The organism is Nocardia vermiculata NBRC 100427 (assembly GCF_001613265.1).
GTDB lineage: Bacteria > Actinomycetota > Actinomycetes > Mycobacteriales > Mycobacteriaceae > Nocardia > Nocardia vermiculata.
The window spans coordinates 29,147-47,861 of sequence record NZ_BDCA01000025.1; the positions used below are offsets into that span (position 1 = coordinate 29,147).

The 18,715-nt window shown below is 67.0% G+C and carries 15 protein-coding genes and 1 pseudogene; 8 read left to right on the forward strand and 8 right to left on the reverse strand.

Features of this window, described 5'->3' with window-relative positions; genetic code table 11:
• Window positions 1-239: 239 nt before the first annotated feature.
• Together NV2_RS23070 and NV2_RS23075 are read right to left on the reverse strand one after the other, a co-directional pair.
• Complete coding sequence (locus NV2_RS23070; protein WP_067878232.1) at window positions 240-1,031, reverse strand: TIGR03084 family metal-binding protein; 792 nt, start codon at window positions 1,029-1,031, stop codon at window positions 240-242.
• Window positions 1,032-1,086: 55 nt separating this feature from the next.
• The gene (locus NV2_RS23075; protein ID WP_067878235.1) at window positions 1,087-2,442 is read right to left on the reverse strand and encodes a DUF445 domain-containing protein; all 1,356 of its coding nucleotides are present in this window, start codon (window positions 2,440-2,442) and stop codon (window positions 1,087-1,089) included.
• Between the two features lie 265 nt (window positions 2,443-2,707).
• Here NV2_RS23075 and NV2_RS23080 point away from each other — a divergent pair, with 265 nt between their 5' ends.
• Window positions 2,708-3,718 carry an AurF N-oxygenase family protein gene (locus tag NV2_RS23080; RefSeq protein ID WP_067878400.1) on the forward strand — a complete coding sequence of 337 codons (1,011 nt, stop codon included), beginning with the start codon at window positions 2,708-2,710 and terminating at the stop codon, window positions 3,716-3,718.
• On the opposite strand, the gene NV2_RS23085 is transcribed toward NV2_RS23080, so the two are convergent.
• Window positions 3,673-4,452 (reverse strand): TetR/AcrR family transcriptional regulator, encoded by a 780-nt coding sequence (locus NV2_RS23085; protein WP_067878239.1) that lies wholly within the window; start codon window positions 4,450-4,452, stop codon window positions 3,673-3,675. The genes NV2_RS23080 and NV2_RS23085 overlap by 46 nt on opposite strands.
• Before the next feature lie 82 nt (window positions 4,453-4,534).
• Between NV2_RS23085 and NV2_RS23090 the strand changes: the two genes are divergently transcribed.
• Window positions 4,535-5,311 (forward strand): GTP pyrophosphokinase, encoded by a 777-nt coding sequence (locus tag NV2_RS23090; protein WP_157103035.1) that lies wholly within the window; start codon window positions 4,535-4,537, stop codon window positions 5,309-5,311.
• 15 nt (window positions 5,312-5,326) lie between these two features.
• Here NV2_RS23090 and NV2_RS23095 read toward each other — a convergent pair whose 3' ends face one another.
• The 3 genes and pseudogenes from NV2_RS23095 to NV2_RS23105 form a co-directional block, all read right to left on the reverse strand.
• Window positions 5,327-6,223, reverse strand: coding sequence for a hypothetical protein (locus NV2_RS23095; protein ID WP_067878245.1), 897 nt, complete (start codon window positions 6,221-6,223; stop codon window positions 5,327-5,329).
• The gene (locus NV2_RS23100; RefSeq protein WP_168436188.1) at window positions 6,220-7,509 is read right to left on the reverse strand and encodes a hypothetical protein; all 1,290 of its coding nucleotides are present in this window, start codon (window positions 7,507-7,509) and stop codon (window positions 6,220-6,222) included. The genes NV2_RS23095 and NV2_RS23100 overlap by 4 nt, the downstream gene beginning before the upstream one ends.
• 86 nt (window positions 7,510-7,595) lie before the next feature.
• Window positions 7,596-8,509: pseudogene (locus NV2_RS23105) on the reverse strand (SDR family NAD(P)-dependent oxidoreductase).
• Window positions 8,510-8,608: 99 nt separating this feature from the next.
• Here NV2_RS23105 and NV2_RS23110 point away from each other — a divergent pair.
• Window positions 8,609-9,274, forward strand: a complete 666-nt coding sequence (locus tag NV2_RS23110) for a TetR/AcrR family transcriptional regulator (RefSeq protein WP_067878403.1) — start codon at window positions 8,609-8,611, stop codon at window positions 9,272-9,274.
• A 218-nt stretch (window positions 9,275-9,492) separates the two neighbouring features.
• Window positions 9,493-11,928, forward strand: coding sequence for an endopeptidase La (lon, locus tag NV2_RS23115; RefSeq protein ID WP_174550627.1), 2,436 nt, complete (start codon window positions 9,493-9,495; stop codon window positions 11,926-11,928).
• Between the two features lie 46 nt (window positions 11,929-11,974).
• Here lon and NV2_RS23120 read toward each other — a convergent pair whose 3' ends face one another.
• Both NV2_RS23120 and NV2_RS23125 read right to left on the reverse strand, forming a co-directional pair.
• Window positions 11,975-12,592, reverse strand: a complete 618-nt coding sequence (locus tag NV2_RS23120) for a DUF1707 SHOCT-like domain-containing protein (protein WP_067878251.1) — start codon at window positions 12,590-12,592, stop codon at window positions 11,975-11,977.
• A gap of 32 nt (window positions 12,593-12,624) precedes the next feature.
• A complete protein-coding gene (locus tag NV2_RS23125; RefSeq protein WP_067878254.1) occupies window positions 12,625-13,113 on the reverse strand; it encodes a PaaI family thioesterase in 489 nt (162 codons plus the stop codon).
• A 164-nt stretch (window positions 13,114-13,277) separates the two neighbouring features.
• Between NV2_RS23125 and NV2_RS23130 the strand changes: the two genes are divergently transcribed.
• From NV2_RS23130 to NV2_RS23145, 4 genes are all read left to right on the forward strand, one after another.
• On the forward strand, window positions 13,278-14,387 hold the full coding sequence (locus NV2_RS23130) for a DNA polymerase IV (protein ID WP_067878257.1): 1,110 nt from the start codon (window positions 13,278-13,280) through the stop codon (window positions 14,385-14,387).
• Between the two features lie 107 nt (window positions 14,388-14,494).
• Window positions 14,495-15,280 carry an enoyl-CoA hydratase/isomerase family protein gene (locus tag NV2_RS23135; protein ID WP_067878259.1) on the forward strand — a complete coding sequence of 262 codons (786 nt, stop codon included), beginning with the start codon at window positions 14,495-14,497 and terminating at the stop codon, window positions 15,278-15,280.
• A gap of 110 nt (window positions 15,281-15,390) precedes the next feature.
• A complete protein-coding gene (locus NV2_RS23140; RefSeq protein ID WP_245662744.1) occupies window positions 15,391-17,637 on the forward strand; it encodes a hypothetical protein in 2,247 nt (748 codons plus the stop codon).
• 63 nt (window positions 17,638-17,700) lie between these two features.
• Complete coding sequence (locus tag NV2_RS23145; protein ID WP_067878262.1) at window positions 17,701-18,699, forward strand: oxidoreductase; 999 nt, start codon at window positions 17,701-17,703, stop codon at window positions 18,697-18,699.
• Window positions 18,700-18,715 lie beyond the last annotated feature (16 nt).

Below are 18,715 nucleotides of genomic sequence, written 5' to 3' on the forward strand. Positions count from 1 at the left end.
CCGTTGAAGGTCATGGCGTACCACGAGGCTACGCGGCCGAGGCGCCCCGGCGCCGCGACGTTGCGACCGAGATCACAACTCCGAGGTTTGTCCCGAGTCCGCCAGGGGTAATTGGTGGGAGCCGGCGAGCGTCGGCGTCGAGCTGCGATTCAAGACCTCCGGCCAATGGCGTCCGGTCGGCCATAAGCACAGCGCACCCGGAGCCGACGCTCGCCCGCTCTTCCTCCCGACCTGCGGTTTCAGCTGAATTGCCCGCTGTCTCGTCCGCCCCCGGGCGGTCCCGCGAAGGCCTGGGCGATGGTCAGCCATTCGGTGGCATCGGCGCCCGTCGCGACCAGTGCGAGATCATCGCGATGCCGCCGCTGCGTGACCAGCAAGCAGAAATCCAGCGCCGGTCCGGTGACACGTTGTGCGGCCTCCGCCGGTCCCCAGGACCACAGTGATTCGTCGGGTGCGGTCAACTCCACGCGCACCGGAGCGGCCGGAGCCTGGCGCCCGTGCACGGTGTAGGCGAAGTCCCGGGTCCGCACGCCGATGTGGGCGATATTGCGTAGTCGCGCGGTCGGCACCCGCACCGCACCGAGCGCGTCGGCCACGTCCTGGCCGTGCGCCCAGGTCTCCATCAGCCGGGCACTGACCATCGACATCGGGCTCATCGGCGGGCCGAACCAGGGCAGTTTGGTCCCGGCGGGCACCGCGCGCAGCGCCTGTGCCAAACCAGCCCGGCCTCGGCGCCATCGCTCGAGCAGTTCCGGCGCCGGTGTCGTCGCCAACTCGGCAGCTGCGTCGTCCACGAAGGTCGCGATCCTGGTGGTTGCCTCGCGTAGCAGCTCGGCAAATACGGCGGCATCGGTGGCCGCGATCGTCGATACCTCGTCGGTCCAGGTCAAATGGGAGATCTGGTGGGCGATGGTCCAGCCCGGAGCGGGTGTCTCCTGCGTCCACCCGGCCGGAACCAGCGGCGCGACCAGACGGTCCAGGTCCGCGCATTCGGCCTCGAAGTCGTCGAGCAGCGCCTCTAGGTCAGCCATGCCCGAAAGCATGGCAACGCCCGAAAAAAAATGCAAGCATGCGTGCTTGTATTTGTCACCAGCCGAAGAGCAGCAGGTGGATGCTGCCCACCATCAGGCCGAGCGCGGCGCCGTGCAGGTACAGCAGCCAGGCGTCCTGCTCCACCGAGGCGTAGAACATCTCCATGAATTCGCCGGGGGTGAGCTGTTTCAACTTCCCGGCGGCGAAGCCGTCGATCTTATCGGCCTGGACCAGTGCGAAGGCCTCGTCCTGTACCAGGCTCGGTGCCAGACTCACGGCCGCGCCGGCCGCCCCCACCTGCAGATTGTCGAATTGCCGGGCGCCGAAGGCGGCGCGCACCACCGACCGGGTCGGACCGAGCTGAGTGCGGATCTCGTCGGCGATCAGATGTTCCACCAACTGACGGGTCTTGTCACCGTTGGGCCCGTCGAGCAGTTCGGCGGCCAGATTCGGCAGCGACAGCACCTGGTACGCCAGAATGTGGGCCAGATCGGCCGCGGCCTGGGGCTGACGTTTCGCCAGCAGGGCCTGGCGCCAGAGGTATTTGTAGCGCGGCTGCGGATCGCCCGGCTCGAACACCATCTTGATCGCGATCATGTTCACCAGCACGCCGATCGTCGCGGACGCGGCCAGCACCACCAGCCAGCCCGGAATCCAGCCGATCACCGGAATGCTGTCGTGCACATGCATATACAGCGCCAGCAGCACGCCGAAGGGTGCGCCCAGCAGGCCGATGCGCACCATGAAACGCAGTTCCGGCGCTGCGATGGTGGTGGTGAGGTCCTTCAGGATCTCCGGATTGGCCCGCAGATAACGGATCACGAAGCTCTTGATATCGATCAGCTGATCGACATTGTCGCCGAGTTGTTCGAATCCGCGCCGGCACAGCTTCGGGAGTTCGCGATCGATGCGCTGGTAGAGGACTTGTTTCGCCGGGCGTGGTACCGCCCGCCACAATTCCGGATTCTCCCGGTACATCACCTCGTCGACGATCTCCGGCAGCTGTTCGTGCGCCCGCTCGGCGATATAGTCGGCGACTGCTTCCAGATCGAGTTCGTGGATGAAATCGCGTGGACTGCCGATCCGCATGATCGCCATATCGACGCAGATGCTCGCCATCTTCTCGGCGCGCGCCGGAATGAACCCCTGGAAACCCAGTTGTCTGCCGTCGCCGGAGAAGGTCGGCAACACCTGCACCCGGCGCGGGAAGTACGGGTACAGCACCTGCAGTCCCGGAATCCGGATGCCACGAAAACGTAACGGCCAGAACAGCATCAGAACGCCGGTCCAGTTCGTGAGCCAACCGGCCGCGGCGCTGAAGATCGGGAAACTGATCAGATCCACGACGAATTTGGATTGGCCGGTCAGCTGTTCCCAGTCGACGAACACGCCGCCGGCGACTACCGCCATCGAGGATCCCCCTTGCACCGCGCGAGCTTTGTGAACGACTGGGTCACTCACATTCTCACCGGTGCCGAACGGTGTCAACGCGGCGGGGCGGTAGCTGTGCTGGTCGGCGGGGAGAAATAGTCCCGCTCGAGGATTTCGTGGGGATTGTGTGGGACCACGAGTCCCATATACTCTGGAGGTATCACCCCTGTGGTGTCGGTCACCGAGCGGTCGTGCCGCCGGTGTGCGGAACGGCTGCGGTGGCCCGCAGAGTGAGGAGACATCGATGACGCTGTCGGAATACCGTGAATCACTGGCGATCCTGTCCGAGGGATCGGTCCATCGAAAGTTCGATCCCTATCTGGACATCGATTGGGACGCCCCGGAAATGGCCATGGATCCCGACGATCCGCGCTGGGTACTGTCACCGGAACTGGATCCACTCGGCGCCACCGAGTGGTATCGGTCGCAGCCGCTGCAGCGCCGGATCGAGATCGGTAAATGGCGCACCGCAAACGTGATCAAGGTGGGTTCGGCCTTCGAAAGCATCCTGATCCGCGGAATGCTGCAGTACATCATGAAGCTCCCCAACGGGTCGCCGGAGTTCCGCTACTGCTTGCACGAGATGACCGAAGAGTGCAACCACATCCAGATGTTCCAGGAGCTGGTGAATCGCATCGGGGTGGATGTGCCGGGGATGCGGCCGCTGTTCCGGGTGCTCTCGCCCTATATCGGGGTGGCGGGCGGATATGTCCACGCCATTCTGTTCATCGGCATCCTCGGTGGTGAGGAACCCATCGATCATTATCAGAAGGCGCTGATCCGCGAGGGTGACACGATACCGCCCGTGGTCCGCCGGGTGATGCAGATCCATATCGCCGAGGAGGCCCGCCACATCGGCTTCGCCGGAGAGTTCCTGACATCGCATGTCGAGCGCATGGGCCGGGTGAATACCGCACTGTGCGGGGTGGCATTTCCGCTGGCCATGCGCTGGCTGGCCGGTGAGATCATGGCGCCGCCGCGCTCGTTCGCGCGGGAATTCGACATTCCGCGCGAGGTCATCGACGAGGCGTTCTGGGATTCACCGACCTCGCGTCGTATCCTCGCGGGCTATTTCGGCGATATGCGGAAACTGGCCGGCGATCTGGGTTTGATGAATCCGGTGACGCGGGCGCTGTGGACATTGATGAAGATCGACGGTGAGCCGTCGCGGTATCGCAGTGAACCCCAGCGGCGCCGCCCAGCGGTCACTCAGCTGCCGATCGTCGGATCGCTAATGGAGCGGCTGGCCGCCTGATCGGGCGGCTCACGTCGCCGGGCCAGCGATTCGATCAGCTCGAGCAGCGGCATCTGCGGATCCAGCGTCACGTCCTGGGCGCGGGCCGCGCCGTCGAGCACACTCCACACATAGCTCGCGACCTCGGAGATCAGCCGGTCGCGGGTCAGCAGCGGGTCGGGATCACGCGCCCAGCGACTGACCGTGGCCTCCGTCATCGAGACGATGGCGAAGGTCATGGTGTCGATGGTCGGCTCGTCCACCACCCCCACTTCCCCGCCCAAGCTGGTGACCAGGACGCGGCTGCGGGCCGCGATGGTGTTCTTGATGCTGCTCAACGCATCGACGTCGTCGGGATCGCCCACCGCGGGGCCCGTGCGGACGAAGTCGTAGAGCCGGGCATGTTCGGCGATCCAGTCCACGACCGCGGCCACCGTGCGATGCAGGATCTGATGGATCGAGCCGTCGTGAATATCCAGTGCGGTATCGATGGTGGCGACGAACTGCGCGCTGACCGTGCTGCGTGCCCGTCGATCCAATTCGTCTCGCCCGGAGAACTGCCGGTACACCACCGATTTCGCCAGCCCCGACCGCGTCGCGATCTGCTGCATCGGCACTTCGATGCCGGGCGCGGACTCCTCGAGCAGTTCGATCAGCGCCGCGACGATTCGTTCACGCCGCTCGTCGTTGTGCGGCTGCCACCGCGCCCGGTGGCCACCGATCGGGACCGGGGCAGAGGGAGAGGCGCTCGACACGCGGTCGAGTGTAAGGCAGTACACACCCGCCGGACACCGTCTCACCGGCGCCGACGGCGAATACGCAGGCACAATGGAGTCGATGGACCCGTTGAATTCGACCCGCAGCACCGCAGACCTCCCGCCTCGAAACGGCGCCCCGGTGGATATCGACGACGTCCTGTTGCTCCGGGAACGGTTCGCGAACTTCATGCTCAGCTACAAGTTCGCGATCGAGGAGATCACCACCAAGATCAATATCCTGCGTGAGGATTTCGCCAACACCCACGAGTACAACCCGATCGAACATGTCGGCTCCCGGCTCAAAACGATCGAAAGCGTGCTGGAGAAGGTCCAGCGCAAGAACTACGCGATGAACGTGACCTCGATTCGCGAGAATGTGCTCGATATCGCCGGGGTGCGCGTGGTGTGCAGCTTCATCTCCGACATCCGCAAGATCAGAGACGTGCTGGCCCGCCAGCAGGACATCACCGTTCTGGAAGAACGCGACTACATCACCGACCGCAAACCGAACGGGTACCAGAGTCTGCACCTGATCGTCTCGATCCCCGTGTTCCGCGCCGACCGCACCGAACAGATACCGGTGGAGATCCAGATCCGCACCATCGCCATGGATTTCTGGGCCAGCCTCGAGCACAAGATCTATTACAAGTACCGCGGCGAGGTCCCGCCGAACCTGCGCGCCGATCTGGCGCAGGCCGCCGAGGTGGCTACCAGGCTGGACGAGACGATGGAAGCGCTGCACGACCAGGTCGACCACATCCGCACCGGCCCGAGCCCCGACGATTCCCTGGACCTCAGCGAACTGTACGAGGATCTGATCGCCGGCCGACCGGATCGCCGGCCCGGGCGAAGGTGAGCCGCGGCCCTCACCTCACAGGCGGGGGTCGGGTTTCAGGGCGGTGATCGACAGGTCCCGGTGGACGATGTCCGGCTCGCTGTTGTGGATCGGCCGCACCGCGTCGAGCAGGCCGACGGAGGTCAACTGGTCCGCCGGATGCACACCCTCGGTGTCGTGGAAGTCGACCGTGGTGGTGCCGCGCGCGGCAGCGGTGGACGTGGTGAACCGATACCGCAGGGGCACTGCGCTGTTCGTCCGCGCGGACCAGGTCGAGCGGTAGCTCAATCGCTTCCCCAGATCGCGCTGGATGATGATCGCGTCGACGGTTCCGTCGTCGGTGGTACGGACTCGGACCGATAGCGTCGGCTGCTCGTCTGCCCCGGTGGCGCCGAAGACGGCGGTGTCCAGCACGCGCAGGCCCGCTTCGTAGTAGCCGGCCGCGGCCGCCGCGGCGGCCTTCGCCTGCGCGGTGTCGTGGCTGCCGATTCCGGTCCGGGCCAGGGAATTCCACGGATACACGCCGGTCGGCGGCAGACTGAGTTCCTCCTCGAGTTCGACGCGACGGATCTCGCTGGTCATCTCGGACAGCGAACGTGTGATGCGGGCCGCGAGGACGGAGGGGAATCCGGTCGCGTGGAAGGTGGAGTTGCCGGTGTGACAGGCGGCGCGGATGTCGCCGAGCGCTGCCGGCGGGAAGGCCGAGACCACGTGCACGCCGGTTTCGAGCAGGTGGAGCAGGACCGTAGGATCACTGCCGTTCGTATCGAGTCCCGGTGTGTAGCAGGCACATCCGATCTCGACCGGCAGCGCCTGCGGGGAGCTGAAGTGACCGGCGAAGGTCAGGTCCGGGCGCGCGTCGATGCGGCGGCCGAGACGGTCGGCCAGCGGTCCGGTACCGAGCACGGCGACGGGGAGGATCGAGCTGCTCATACGTTCTCCTGCCGATAGCGGGGCGCCAGCTCGGGAGTCGCGACTCCCGTTGGCGCAGCGCACAATTCGGGTACCGCGCTCAGCATCGCGCGCACCGAGATATCGGTGACCGCGGACCAGTCCGCACTGTAGGCCTCGTCGTCCATCTCGTTGCGCATCTCGACCCGCATCGGACTACCGTCGAGTGTGATCACATGTCCGCCGGACAGGCTGTGCGGATGATCGGGTCCCAGGTGGGCGTTTCCCGCGCCGACGTGCCAGCATTCGGAGTTGGTCATGAACAGCCGGTTGCCGAGGTAACCGCGATAGGTCATATGGATGGCCCCGACGCTGCCGGGTTCGATCACGGTTCCGCCCGCGGCGACCCGCACCCGTGCCGGGACGGGATAGATGTGTCGCTCGACGCGCACCTGCTCGGGCCCCGCACCGAACAGTGCGTGCGCGACATTCGCCAGGACCCCGTCGAAGTAGAAATGCTGCATCAGTCCGATGGCATGGTCGGAATCCACTGCCTGCAAAGGCGTTCCGAACCCGAGGCTTTCCAGGCCACCCCACATGCCGTCCGGTGCGGCCGACAGATCGCCCACCTCGAGGAAGCTCACCTCGGTGACCTCGTCGAGCAGCCCCGCCATCCGCAACAACAACTGTTCGACCATGAGGCCCGGATGCAGTCCCGTCCCGTGCAGCGATACGCCGCCGGTGCGGCAGGCCTGCTGCAGCCGGCTGCCGAGTGCCCGGCGCGGCAACGCCCGGTCGACGATCGGCCCGGCCAGCCGTTCCAGCACCGGTCGCAGTGGCCGCAGCGGGACGGCATCCACCGTGGCCATCGTGGCCCGCACCGCCTGCAGTGCCGGGCGCAACTGTGCGCCGAACGCGTCCCCGGTGACCTTCATCTTCGATACCGTGCGCAGCACCGACAGTGGGCTCCGCGACTGCGACAGCCAGGTCGGCATCGACGGATTGTGGTACGACGCAGCAGAAACCACATTCTTCCCGGATTCCAGCAGCTCGATCACATCGGAATCGGCCCCCTGGATCAACGCCGGAGTGGTCGGAGTATGCACCACACAATCGGCATCGAGCGCGAGGATTTCCGCCTTCGACGTCGTCGCTGCCACCCCGACCGGCGCCAGGCCGGCCAGCTCACCGATATCCCTGCCGTGCTTGTGCGGGCTGAAAACCTTCACCCCCACCACCTCGAATTCGGGCGATTCGAGCGCTGCCCGCAACGCTCGTCCACCCATATCCCCCGGGCCCCAGATCACCAGCCGATACGGACGTTCCACAACCGCCTCCTCACCACCGGTGCCCTGTGTAACACACGTCGCGATGTTATGCATGATTCTGCGGTTGTGGTGGTGTAGGTCGAACCTCATTGCCCGCCCGGGCCCAGGGGGAACTGCACCCCGGTGAGTTCGGTGGAGACGGCCCACAGGCGCCGCTGTGTCGCTGCATCGTGGGAGGCGGGGCTGGAGCTGACCGGCTTCGGGTAACCCCTCATCTCCCAGCGGTTTCCGGGGCCGTAGTACTGCCCGCCGGTGACGGCCGGGTCGGTGGCGGCGCGGAGGGTGGGGAGGGCGCCCATGGCGGGTGTCTGGGTGAGCAGTGGTGCGAGACGGGTTACCGGCGCACGGAGTACGGGCGGCACGTTGCGGACGAGTTCGGTGTTCGACATCCCGGGGTGGGCGGCGACTGCGACGGTGGTGCCGTGCGGTGCGAGCCGGCGCTGTAGTTCGTAGGTGAACATCAGGTTGGCGAGTTTGGCCTGGCCGTAGGCGCCGATGCGGCTGTAGGACCGCTCCCATTGCAGGTCGTCGAAGTGGATGGCGGCGCGGATGCGGTGGCCGGTGCTGCTGACCGTGACGATGCGCGAGCCGGGACGGGCAACAGCCGGTCCAGTAGCAGCCCGGTCAGGGCGAAGTGGCCCAGGTGGTTGGTGCCGAACTGCAGCTCGAAGCCGTCGGTGGTGGTCCGCTTCGGCGTGTACATCACGCCCGCGTTGTTGATCAGCAGGTCGATGCGCGGGTGAGCGGCGCGCAGATCGGCCGCGGCGGACCGGATCGAGTCCAGGCGGGTCAGGTCGAGGGCCTGGACGGTGACATCGCCGGTCATGCGGCTCGCGGCCTGCGTGCCCTTCTCGACGTCGCGTACGGCCAGAACCACGGTGGCGCCCCGGGCGGCGAGCATGCGGGCAGTCTCGAAACCCAACCCGGTGTTGGCGCCGGTCACGATCGCCACCCGGCCCTGCTGATCGGGAATGTGCTGTTCGGTCCAGTTCTTGCTCATCGCTCGCTCCTTAAGTACCGCTGGTCTGTTATTGATCGAACGTAAGAGACCATCGGTCTATTGTCAAGAGACCGGTGGTCTTCAAGTTAGGGTGGGGTGGTGACGTTTCAGCGGGCGCGCAGCGAGGAGCAGCGGGAAGTTCGCCGTCGGGCGATCCTCGACACGGCCGCGGCCATGCTCGAGGAGATGCCGGTCGCCGAGGTGAGCCTCAATGAGCTCAGCCGGCGGGTGGGACTGGCCAAATCGAACGTCCTGCGGTACTTCGAGTCGCGCGAGGCGGTACTGCTCGAACTACTCGACGACTTCCTGGGCAGCTGGCTGGCCGAACTGACCGACGAACTGGCTGCAGGCATGGACGCACAGGCGGATCAGGACACTCGGGCACGTCAGCTGGCCGAGATCCTCAGCCGGACGCTGGCGGAACGGGTGGTGCTCTGTGACCTTTTCGGCGCACAGGGCGGCGTCCTCGAGCGCAACGTCTCGGTCGAGGTGGTCAAACGGCATAAACGTTCCTCGCTCGCCCGGCTGGCGACCATGGTCGATATCGTGGGTCGGCACCTGCCGGAGCTCGGTGCGGATGCGCAGATGTTCTGCCTGATGACCCTGGTCTCGGCGGGTGCGCTGTCGGCATATGTGCCACCGCCGCCCAGTGTCCTCGCCGCCTACGCGGACGAGCCTGCACTCGGGGCGCTCAACCTGGAGTTGCGCGATGCCCTGCAGGCCGCGTGCACCGCGTCGCTCGTCGGCGTACTGCCGCGCAGCTGATCATCCGGCCACTGCGCGGTACGGCATCAGGTTGTGTGGCTGCCCCGGTTCCCGCGCCATAGCCGCTCGGTGCTGTTCACCCCCGGCGAACAACCGCCTGGAACAACTCACCCCACCTTGTAGTTGAGTAGATAACGCTCAACCCTGGAGGCGAACAGAAAAGTCCAGGGCACGCTTCGGAAGGGGCTGAATCTGTGAGTACCTCACAACGTCTGCCGGTGTTGTTCCTCACCGACCCGGTGGTACTGCCGGGCATGGTCGTCCCGGTTGAACTCGACGAATCCGCGCAGGCCGCCATCGATGCGGCTCGTGCTGCCGGTTCGGACTCGGTGCTGCTCGCGCCGCGCCTGGACGAGGGTTACGCCTCCTACGGCGTGATCGCCACCATCGAGCAGGTGGGGCGGATGCGTGGTGGGGCGCAGGCCGCGGTGCTGAAGGCCGAGCGGCGCGCCAGGATCGGGCACGGAGTCACCGGGCCGGGTGCGGCGCTCTGGGTGGAAGCCGAACCGGTCGAGACCGGTGCCGTCGACGAGAAGACCAAGGAACTCGCCACCGAATACAAGCGCTTGGTTGTCTCGGTGCTGCAGCGGCGCGAGGCCTGGCAGGTCATCGATGTGGTGAACCGGCTGACCGATCCGTCGGATCTGGCCGATACCGCCGGTTACGCGCCGTACCTGACCGGTGAGCAGAAGCGGCAGCTCCTCGAGACCCCGGACCCCGCAGCACGACTGACCACGCTGATCGACTGGACCAAGGAACATATCGCCGAGGCCGAGGTCACCGAGAAGATCAGCGAAGATGTGCGCGAGGGCCTGGAGAAGTCGCAGCGCGAATTCCTGCTCCGCCAGCAGCTCAACGCGATTCGCAAGGAACTGGGTGAGGGCGAGCCCGAAGGTGCCGACGACTACCGCACCCGGGTGGAGAACGCCGACCTACCCGATTCCGTCCGCGAGGCCGCGCTGCGCGAGGTCGACAAGCTGGAACGCGGCAGCGATCAGAGCCCGGAAACGGGCTGGATCCGGACCTGGCTCGATACCGTGCTGGAACTGCCGTGGGCGGTGAAAACCACCGACAGCACCGATATTTCGGCGGCACGCGCTGTACTGGACGCCGATCACCACGGGCTGGACGAGGTCAAGGACCGCATGGTCGAATACCTGGCCGTGCGCGCCCGTCGTGCCGCTCGCGGTTTGGAGGTCGTCGGTGGTCGCGGCTCCGGTGCGGTGATGGTGCTGGCCGGCCCTCCCGGTGTGGGTAAGACCTCGCTGGGTGAGAGCGTGGCGCGGGCGCTGGGCCGGAAGTTCGTGCGTGTCGCCTTGGGCGGTGTGCGTGACGAGGCCGAGATCCGTGGTCACCGCCGCACCTACGTCGGTGCCTTGCCCGGCCGGATCGTGCGTGCCGTCAAGGAGGCGGGATCGATGAATCCCGTGGTCCTGCTGGACGAGATCGACAAGGTGGGCTCCGACTTCCGTGGTGACCCGGCGGCCGCGCTGCTCGAGGTGCTCGACCCGGCGCAGAACCACACCTTCCGCGATCACTACCTGGATCTGGATCTCGACCTGTCGGACGTGCTGTTCATCGCGACCGCCAACGTCATGGAGACCATCCCCGGCCCGTTGCTGGACCGGATGGAGTTGATCACGGTCGACGGGTACACCGAGGACGACAAGGTCGCGATTGCTCGTGACTTCCTGGTACCGCGGCAGCTGGAACGCAATGCACTGACCGCGCAGGAGGTGTCGTTCACCGACGAGGCGCTGCGGGAGATCGCGGCGAACTACACCCGCGAAGCCGGAGTGCGGCAGATGGAGCGGCTGGTCGCGAAGGCGTTGCGCAAGGCGGCAACTCGGCTGTCGCAGGACGAGTTCGGCGGCTCGCGTGATGATTCGACGCAGGAGCTGGGTTACGACCCGGAACTGGGTTACGGCCCGACGGGGACCCCCGCTACGGTGGCTCGCGAAGAGTCCGGCGCCACTGTGCTTTCCGAGCACCTGACCATCGGTTTGGGTGATCTGAAGGACTATCTGGGCCGGCCACGCTTCACTCCGGACTCGGTGGAACGGACCTCGGTGCCCGGTGTGGCAACGGGTTTGGCGGTGACCGGCGCCGGCGGTGATGTGCTGTACATCGAGACCAACGGCTCCGAGGGCGAGCGTTCGCTGACCCTGACCGGCCAGTTGGGCGATGTGATGAAGGAGTCCGCGCAGATCGCATTGACCTACGTGCGCTCGCATCTGGAAGAGATCGGCATCGAGCCGAAGGTGCTGGATCGCAATATCCACATCCACTTCCCGGCCGGTGCTGTCCCCAAGGACGGTCCGTCGGCGGGTGTCACCATGGTCACCGCTCTGGTGTCGCTGGCCCTGGGCCGGCAGGTGCGTGGCGATGTCGGAATGACCGGTGAGGTCACGTTGAACGGCCAGGTCCTGCCGATCGGCGGTGTGAAGCAGAAGCTGCTCGCCGCGCAGCGTGCCGGACTGAAGACCGTGTTCATTCCGGCCCGCAACGAGCCCGACCTGGACGAGGTGCCGGCAGAGGTGCTGTCCGCCTTGGATGTTCGCCCCGTCGCCGACGTGGCCGACATCCTGGCCTACGCCATCGAGCCGATCACCGAACCGGCTTACGACGGTAAGGCTCTCGCGGCTACCGCCTGATCTCCGAGTAGACGGGCCGTCCCCTGGTGGGGACGGCCCGTCTACTTCATCGCGGTCGTCGCAGCAACCAGGACAGGAACGAGCGGCGCGGCGGTTTCGGGTAGCCGATGCGGATGGATCCGGACGCGACCGACCCGTCCACGCGCAGGGTGGGATATCCGGGCAGTGGCGGCTCGGTCGCCTTGTTCTTCACACTGCCGCTGACGATGGCGACGTTGTCCGCATTCACCCGCCAGCCGTGCGGGATGGTGATCCGGATACTCCCGGAGGCGACGCCCGCGTGTAGTTCGACAACCGGTGCGGCGCAGACGGCTTCGGTGAAATCCAGCCGGATCGAGCCGGAAGCGGTGCTCGCGGTGATGTCCGCCGGGACCACCCACCGGCCCTCCTTGCGCACCGACCCGCTGGCCACGCTCAATACCAGTGGTTCCGATGCGACGGCCACCGGGAGGTCCGAGGTGACAGCTTCCAGCTCCGCCCGGGACTGCGCTGCGTAAACGGTGGCCAGTCGCCGGTCCAGCTCCATCAGGTCCAGGGAACCGTCGTCCAGTGACAGCTGTAACTGCCGCACGACCTGGGCGCGTTCATGCTCGGTCACCCGGACTACGGGTGCCGGCTGACGTGCCGGAGTATCTGCGCCGCCGGATTCGGAAGGTTCGCTCATCCACGCATCCTCTTACAGGTGAGGTACGAATTCTACGTCGATCGAGGCTGTTCACCCTGCCCGGACAGTTCTCGCTCCACGATCCGCGTGGTGCCCTGAGCTACCGCACACAACGTGGTGGTCGCGCCGTCGTCGCAGTAGATTTCGCAGCGGGCCACGGCCTGCCGCCGGGTGGCGTCGGTGATGCTCGCGCGGGCGCGCAGCCGTCCGCTCCGGGCCGGGCGTAGATAGCTGATGGTGAATCCGCCGGTCAGGACGTTGGGGCCGAGGGCGGATCCGGCGGCGAAGGTGAGGGCATTGTCGGCCAGATAGGCGAGGACGCCGCCGTGGACGAAGCCGAACTGCTGAGCGTGATCGTCACCCACCTCGACTACCAATGTGGCAGCGCCGTCCTCGAACTCGGTGATGTCGGTGCCCACCAGCTGGGCAAACGGTTGCGCCGCGAGCACCGCTCGAGCCTGCTCGAGGGTCAGGGCGGGGCTGTCGGGTCGGGTGGTTTCGGCAGAACCGGGCTGCGGCATGAATCAGGTCCTCTCCCTACGGCGCGGATGCACCTGCTCATGCTGCCTCATGCGGCCCGGGCGCACCGGGTGATGACGGGAGCGAACAACTGCCGCAGTATCGCAACGCGCTTCTACCTGCGTTTTCCGTCCGGTTGTCGGTGCAGTGCGGTACAAACGGACTTGTGGCCAGGTGGCTGCTGCATGTCGACCTCGACCAGTTTCAGGCGGCGGTGGAGTTCCGCCGTCACCCCGAGCTGCGCGGGCAGCCGGTCATCGTGGGTGGTAACGGTGATCCACACGAGGCACGCAAGGTGGTCACCTGTGCCTCCTATCCGGCACGGGCCTTCGGTGTGCGAGCCGGGATGCCGTTGCGGGCGGCGCTGCGCAAATGCCCGGAGGGCGTGTTCCTGCCCTTGGACATGACGACTTACGAGGATGCCTCCGACGAGGTCATGGAGGTGTTGCGCCGGTTTCCGGTGCGGGTACAGGTCCTCGGCTGGGACGAGGCATTTCTCGCCGCGGATACCGATGACCCGGAGGCGTTGGCGCGCGAGATCCGTGCTGCGGTAGCGGAATTGGGTTTGACCTGCTCGATCGGCATCGGTGACAACATCCTGCGCGCCAAGCTGGCCACCGGATTCGCCAAATCGGTCGGTAAGGGCGACAACCGAGCCTCGGTACCGGAAGGCTCGGATGCCGGCACTACCGAACCTGCCGGACCGGAGCGCCCCGGTGGCGGTATCTTCCGGCTCACCGCCGAGAACTGGAACGAGCTCATGGCGGATCAGCCGACCAGCGCACTGTGGGGTATCGGTAACCGCATCGCCGGGCGCATGTCGGCCTTGGGTATCGACACCGTCGCCGAGCTGGCTGCCTCCGACCGTGCCGCACTGGCCGCCGAGTTCGGTCCCACGACCGGGCCCTACCTGTGGGTACTGGGCCACGGTGCCGGTGATACCGATGTAGTCACCGAACCACGGGTCCCGGTGGGGCGCAGTAAATCCGAAACCTTTCCGCACGATCTGACCGACCACGAGGAGATTCGAGCCCAGGTCGCTCGCCTGGCTCGGGAGGTGGCCGAGGAGATGGCCGCGGCGGGTCGGATCGGTACGCGCGTCGGCGTCACCGTGCGCACCAGCACCTTCTACACCCGCACCAAACAGAAGAAGTTGCCCGAACCGACCATAGATCCCGAGACGATCGTCGCCACCGCGGTGGCGGTGGTGAACCGGTTCGAACTGGATCGTCCGGTCCGGTTGCTCGGGGTGCGGCTGGAACTGCTTCCGCTCTGACCGCGTTTCCGAATGCGCCCGCCGGATATGTCTGGACGGGTGGCGGCGTGGCCGCCGGTGGGGCGGTTTGTCATGCTGGGCCCGCAGACTCGACCGAAAGGCAGCTCATGAGCGAGTACGAGACGATCACCTTCGAGCAGACGGGGCCCGTCGCCCGGATCACCCTGAACCGGCCGAAGGCCGCCAACGGTATCGACCACGTTCTCGGTCGTGAACTGGCCGATGCCGCTGGTCGGTGCATGGACGAGCCCGGGTTGAAGGCGGTCGTGCTCACCGGTGCGGGCAAATTCTTCTCCGCGGGCGGCGATCTGAAGGCCATGGCCGCCCAGGGCGGCGGTGCGGGCGAGTACGTCAAGGGGCTCGCCGACGATCTGCACGAGGCGTTGTCCTCGTTCGCCCGGATGGACGCGCTGCTGATCGTCGCCGTCAACGGGGTGGCGGCCGGGGCCGGCTTCAGTCTGGCGATGGCCGGAGATCTGGTGGTCGCCGGCGAATCGGCGGCGTTCACGATGGCCTACACTCGCGCCGGTCTCAGCCCCGACGGCGGCGCCTCCTATTACCTGCCGCGCATCATCGGCCTGCGCCGCACCCAGGAACTGATGTTCACCAACCGCACCCTGTCCGCCGCCGAGGCACTGGACTGGAACCTCGTGCATCGGGTGGTGCCGGACGAGGAACTCGCCGCGACCGTCGATGCCCTGGCCGCGGAATTCGCCGCCGGCCCGCGGCACTCCAACGCCAGCGTGAAGAAGCTGCTGTTGGTGAGCTCCTCGCACACGCTCGAAGAGCAGACCGCCCGCGAAGCGGCATTCATCGCGAGCTGTGCGGATTCCCCGGACGGCGCCGAAGGTATCGCGGCCTTCCTCGGTAAGCGCGCGCCGGCCTTCGAATAGGCAGCGTAGGAGCGCGCCGGGCCGGGGAGAGGTGAGAAGTGACGAACGGCGGTTCGGTACCCGGCTTCGGCGCGAGCGGGCCCGGTCGATGGCCACTAGGGTGGAGTGCCATGTTCTCCGCCTCCGGTTTCGCGCGCCGACCGGGGTGGGCCCGCCGGATGCTGGGCATCCGGCAGCCCGAACCGTCCGTTCCGCCCGTCGACGGCGGCCCGGGACCAGGTAGCACCCGATCCGAGCCGGACGGGGCCGTCGCGATCGCCACCACCGGATCCGGCGATGCGGTATCCGACGGCGCCGCATCGGGAGCACAGCCGCGCGAAGCGACGCGGGCAATACCCCCTGGTGAGGCGGGCCGAGGAGCAGCCCCAGGCGACGCGGGTCAGACAGCACCGCCCGGCGACGCGGAACCGACTGGTCCCGGTTCATCCGGCCTGCGCGAACTCTTGCGCCGCCCGTTGCCGCCGATCGTGCCGGCCGCTCTCGCTCTGATCCTCGTGCAGCTGGCGATTCGGGGCTGGGTTGCCGGGCAGGGCTACTTCTACTGGGACGATCTGATTCTGGTCTCCCGCGCCGACCGCTATCCTTTGTGGTCGCCGGATCTGCTGCTCTACGACCACGACGGCCATTTCATGCCGCTGGCCTTCGTCACCGCCTGGGTGGTGACGAAGATTGCTCCGCTGCAGTGGGGTGGGCCGATCGTGACGATGATCGTGTTGCAGCTCGCCGCCTCCCTGTCGGTGCTACGGATGCTCGTGGTCCTGATGCCGGCGCGCGCGGGGCGCACGCTGCGTTGGGCGGTCCTGATTCCGTTGGCCGCCTACCTGTTCGGTCCGCTCACCCTGCCCGCGTTCTCCTGGTGGGCGGCCGCGCTGAACGCACTGCCACTGCAGATCGCGATGGCCTGGGTCGTCGCCGATGCCGTCCTGCTGGTGCGGACCGGACGCCGCCGCTATGCGGTGACGGCGATCGTGGCGCTGATCGTGGGTCTGCTGTTCTTCGAGAAGACCGTGGTGGTGCCGTTCGTCGCCTTCGCCGTGGCGGTGCTGGACCGCTACATCCGTGCCCGTCCCGAACAGAGCTTCGGTACGACGCTGCGCGCGGTGGCGCGTAGCGGCGCGGCGCTCTGGGGCGGTGCAGCGCTGGTGTTGGCCGGTTGGGCCGCGGTCTATCTGTCGGTGGCCGAGCATGTCGCACTCGATACGAGTCTGGCCGGGGCGCGCCGGCTGCTGCACAGCGCCACCTCGCTCGGGATCGTGCCGACGCTGCTGGGTGGGCCGTGGGGATGGGAGCGCTGGCTGCCGTCGTCACCGTTCGCGGATCCACCGACCTGGCTGGTCGTCGTGGGATGGTTGGTTCTCGCGGCGGTCGTGGTGGTCACGGTGCGGTGGCGGCGCCGCGTGCTGCCGGTGTGGATAGCGGTCGTCGGATACGTGCTGCTCGTGCAGCTTCCCATCGTGTTGATCCGCGGCGGTCCCAATACGGCTGCGGAGCTCATGCAATCGCTGCGGTACCTGGCCGATGTGGCTGTGGTGCTGGCGGCGGCCTGCGCCTTGCTGCTGAGTGCTCGGCCACGCGGGCAGCGGTCGGATGCCGGCGCGCCGGCTGTCACGACGGTGTCCGGTGCGGAGCAGGTGGACGCGAAGCAGATCGCGTCGGGGGCACCGACGGAGCCGGAAAGCCGCAAAGTTCCGGTGCCCCGACGGGCCCTGGGCCGTAACCAGGCGGTGGGGATCGCGCTCACGGCCGCATTCGTGGCGAGCAGCCTGTACACCACCGTGACGTTCACCCGATCCTGGCAGGACAGCCCGACCCGGACCTACCTCACCAATGCCGCGGCCTCCTTCGATGACTGGGACGGTGCACCGCTGCTGGAGCAGGAAGTGCCGTGGGGTGTGCTGATGCCGATGACGCGTCCGCAGAATCTGATCTCGCGGGTCCTCGCCCCGGTCGCGCCGGACGGTGCCTTCGGTACCTCCACCGAACGGCTGCGAATGTTCACCGACGAGGGCCGGCTGGTGGACGCGTCGGTCTGGTGGAATCGCCGGATTCTCGACGGCCCCGAAACCGGTTGCGGATATCGGATCAACGGCGCGCAACCGCAGACGCTGTGGCTGGACGGGCCGCTGATGGCACGCGGCTGGACGGCGCAGCTCAACTACTTCGCCAACGAGGACGGCAAGATCACGGTGGCGCTCGAACACGGTGCACCGGTGGTGGTGCCCGTGCGCGCGGGCGCCCACACCGTCTATGTGCGGCTGGACGGCGAGGGCCGGTATCTCCGAATCGGTGCCTACACACCGGGTTCGGAGCTCTGTGTCGGGGTGGGCCCGGTGGGCGTCGCGGCATTCGCGCACTGAGGCACCGGGTGCGGCTGCCGCTTGTCCGTAGCCGGGTGGCGGCAGCGCACCTATGCTCGGCATATGGAGTTCCAGGCGATGGTTGCGCATCAGTCCGACGACGGCGGCATAGTTCTGGCCCACGAGCAGGTGGGGGAGGATTTCCTCGGCCCCGGCACGGTCACGATCAAGGTGCACTACTCGAGCGCGAACTTCAAGGACGGGCTCGCCATCACTCCGCGCGGCGGTGTGGTGCGTGACTATCCGATCATTCCGGGAATCGATCTGACCGGTGCGGTGGTCGCCTCGGAGGACCCCGCCTTCGCGGTCGGCGACGAGGTCGTCGCGCACGGTTACGAGATCGGGGTCGCGCACAACGGCGGTTTCGCCGAGTACGCGCGGGTGCCTGCCGAATGGGTGGTCAAGCTCGAGGGGCTCAGCACTCGCGAGGCGGCAGCTCTGGGCACCGCCGGTTTCACCGCGGCCCTCAGTGTGCAGGCGCTGCTGGATCGCGGCCTGGCCACCGGTGACGGTCCGGTGCTGGTTACCGGCGCTACCGGCGGGGTAGGCAGTGTCGCGGTGGATATCCTGTCCGGCCTGGGCTTCGAGGTCACCGCCTCGACCGGTAAGACCGATGCCGGGGAGCTGCTGTCCACCCTCGGTGCCGCCGCCGTGATCGGCCGCTTGCCGGAGGATCCGGATGCCAAGCCGCGCCCGCTGGGCAAGGCACGCTGGGCCGCCGCGGTCGACAGTGTGGGCGGCGAATCTCTCGCCCACATCCTCAGCACCGTCCGCTACGGCGGTGCGGTTGCGGTCAGCGGCCTGACCGGCGGTACCGCATTGCCCACCACTGTGCTGCCGTTCATCCTGCGCGGCGTCGGCCTGCTGGGCATCGATTCGGTGAATCATCCGATCGAGCGGCGTCGCGAGCTGTGGGCCCGGCTCGGCAAGGAGCTGAAGCCCCGCCACCTCTCGACGCTGGAAAATGTCGCGTCGGTTTCCGAGGCCGAGTCGGTCTTGCGCGCTATCCGCGAAGGTCACCACACCGGTCGCACGGTCCTCGCGGTCGACGGTGGCTTCTGAGCAGTGTTTTGAACTG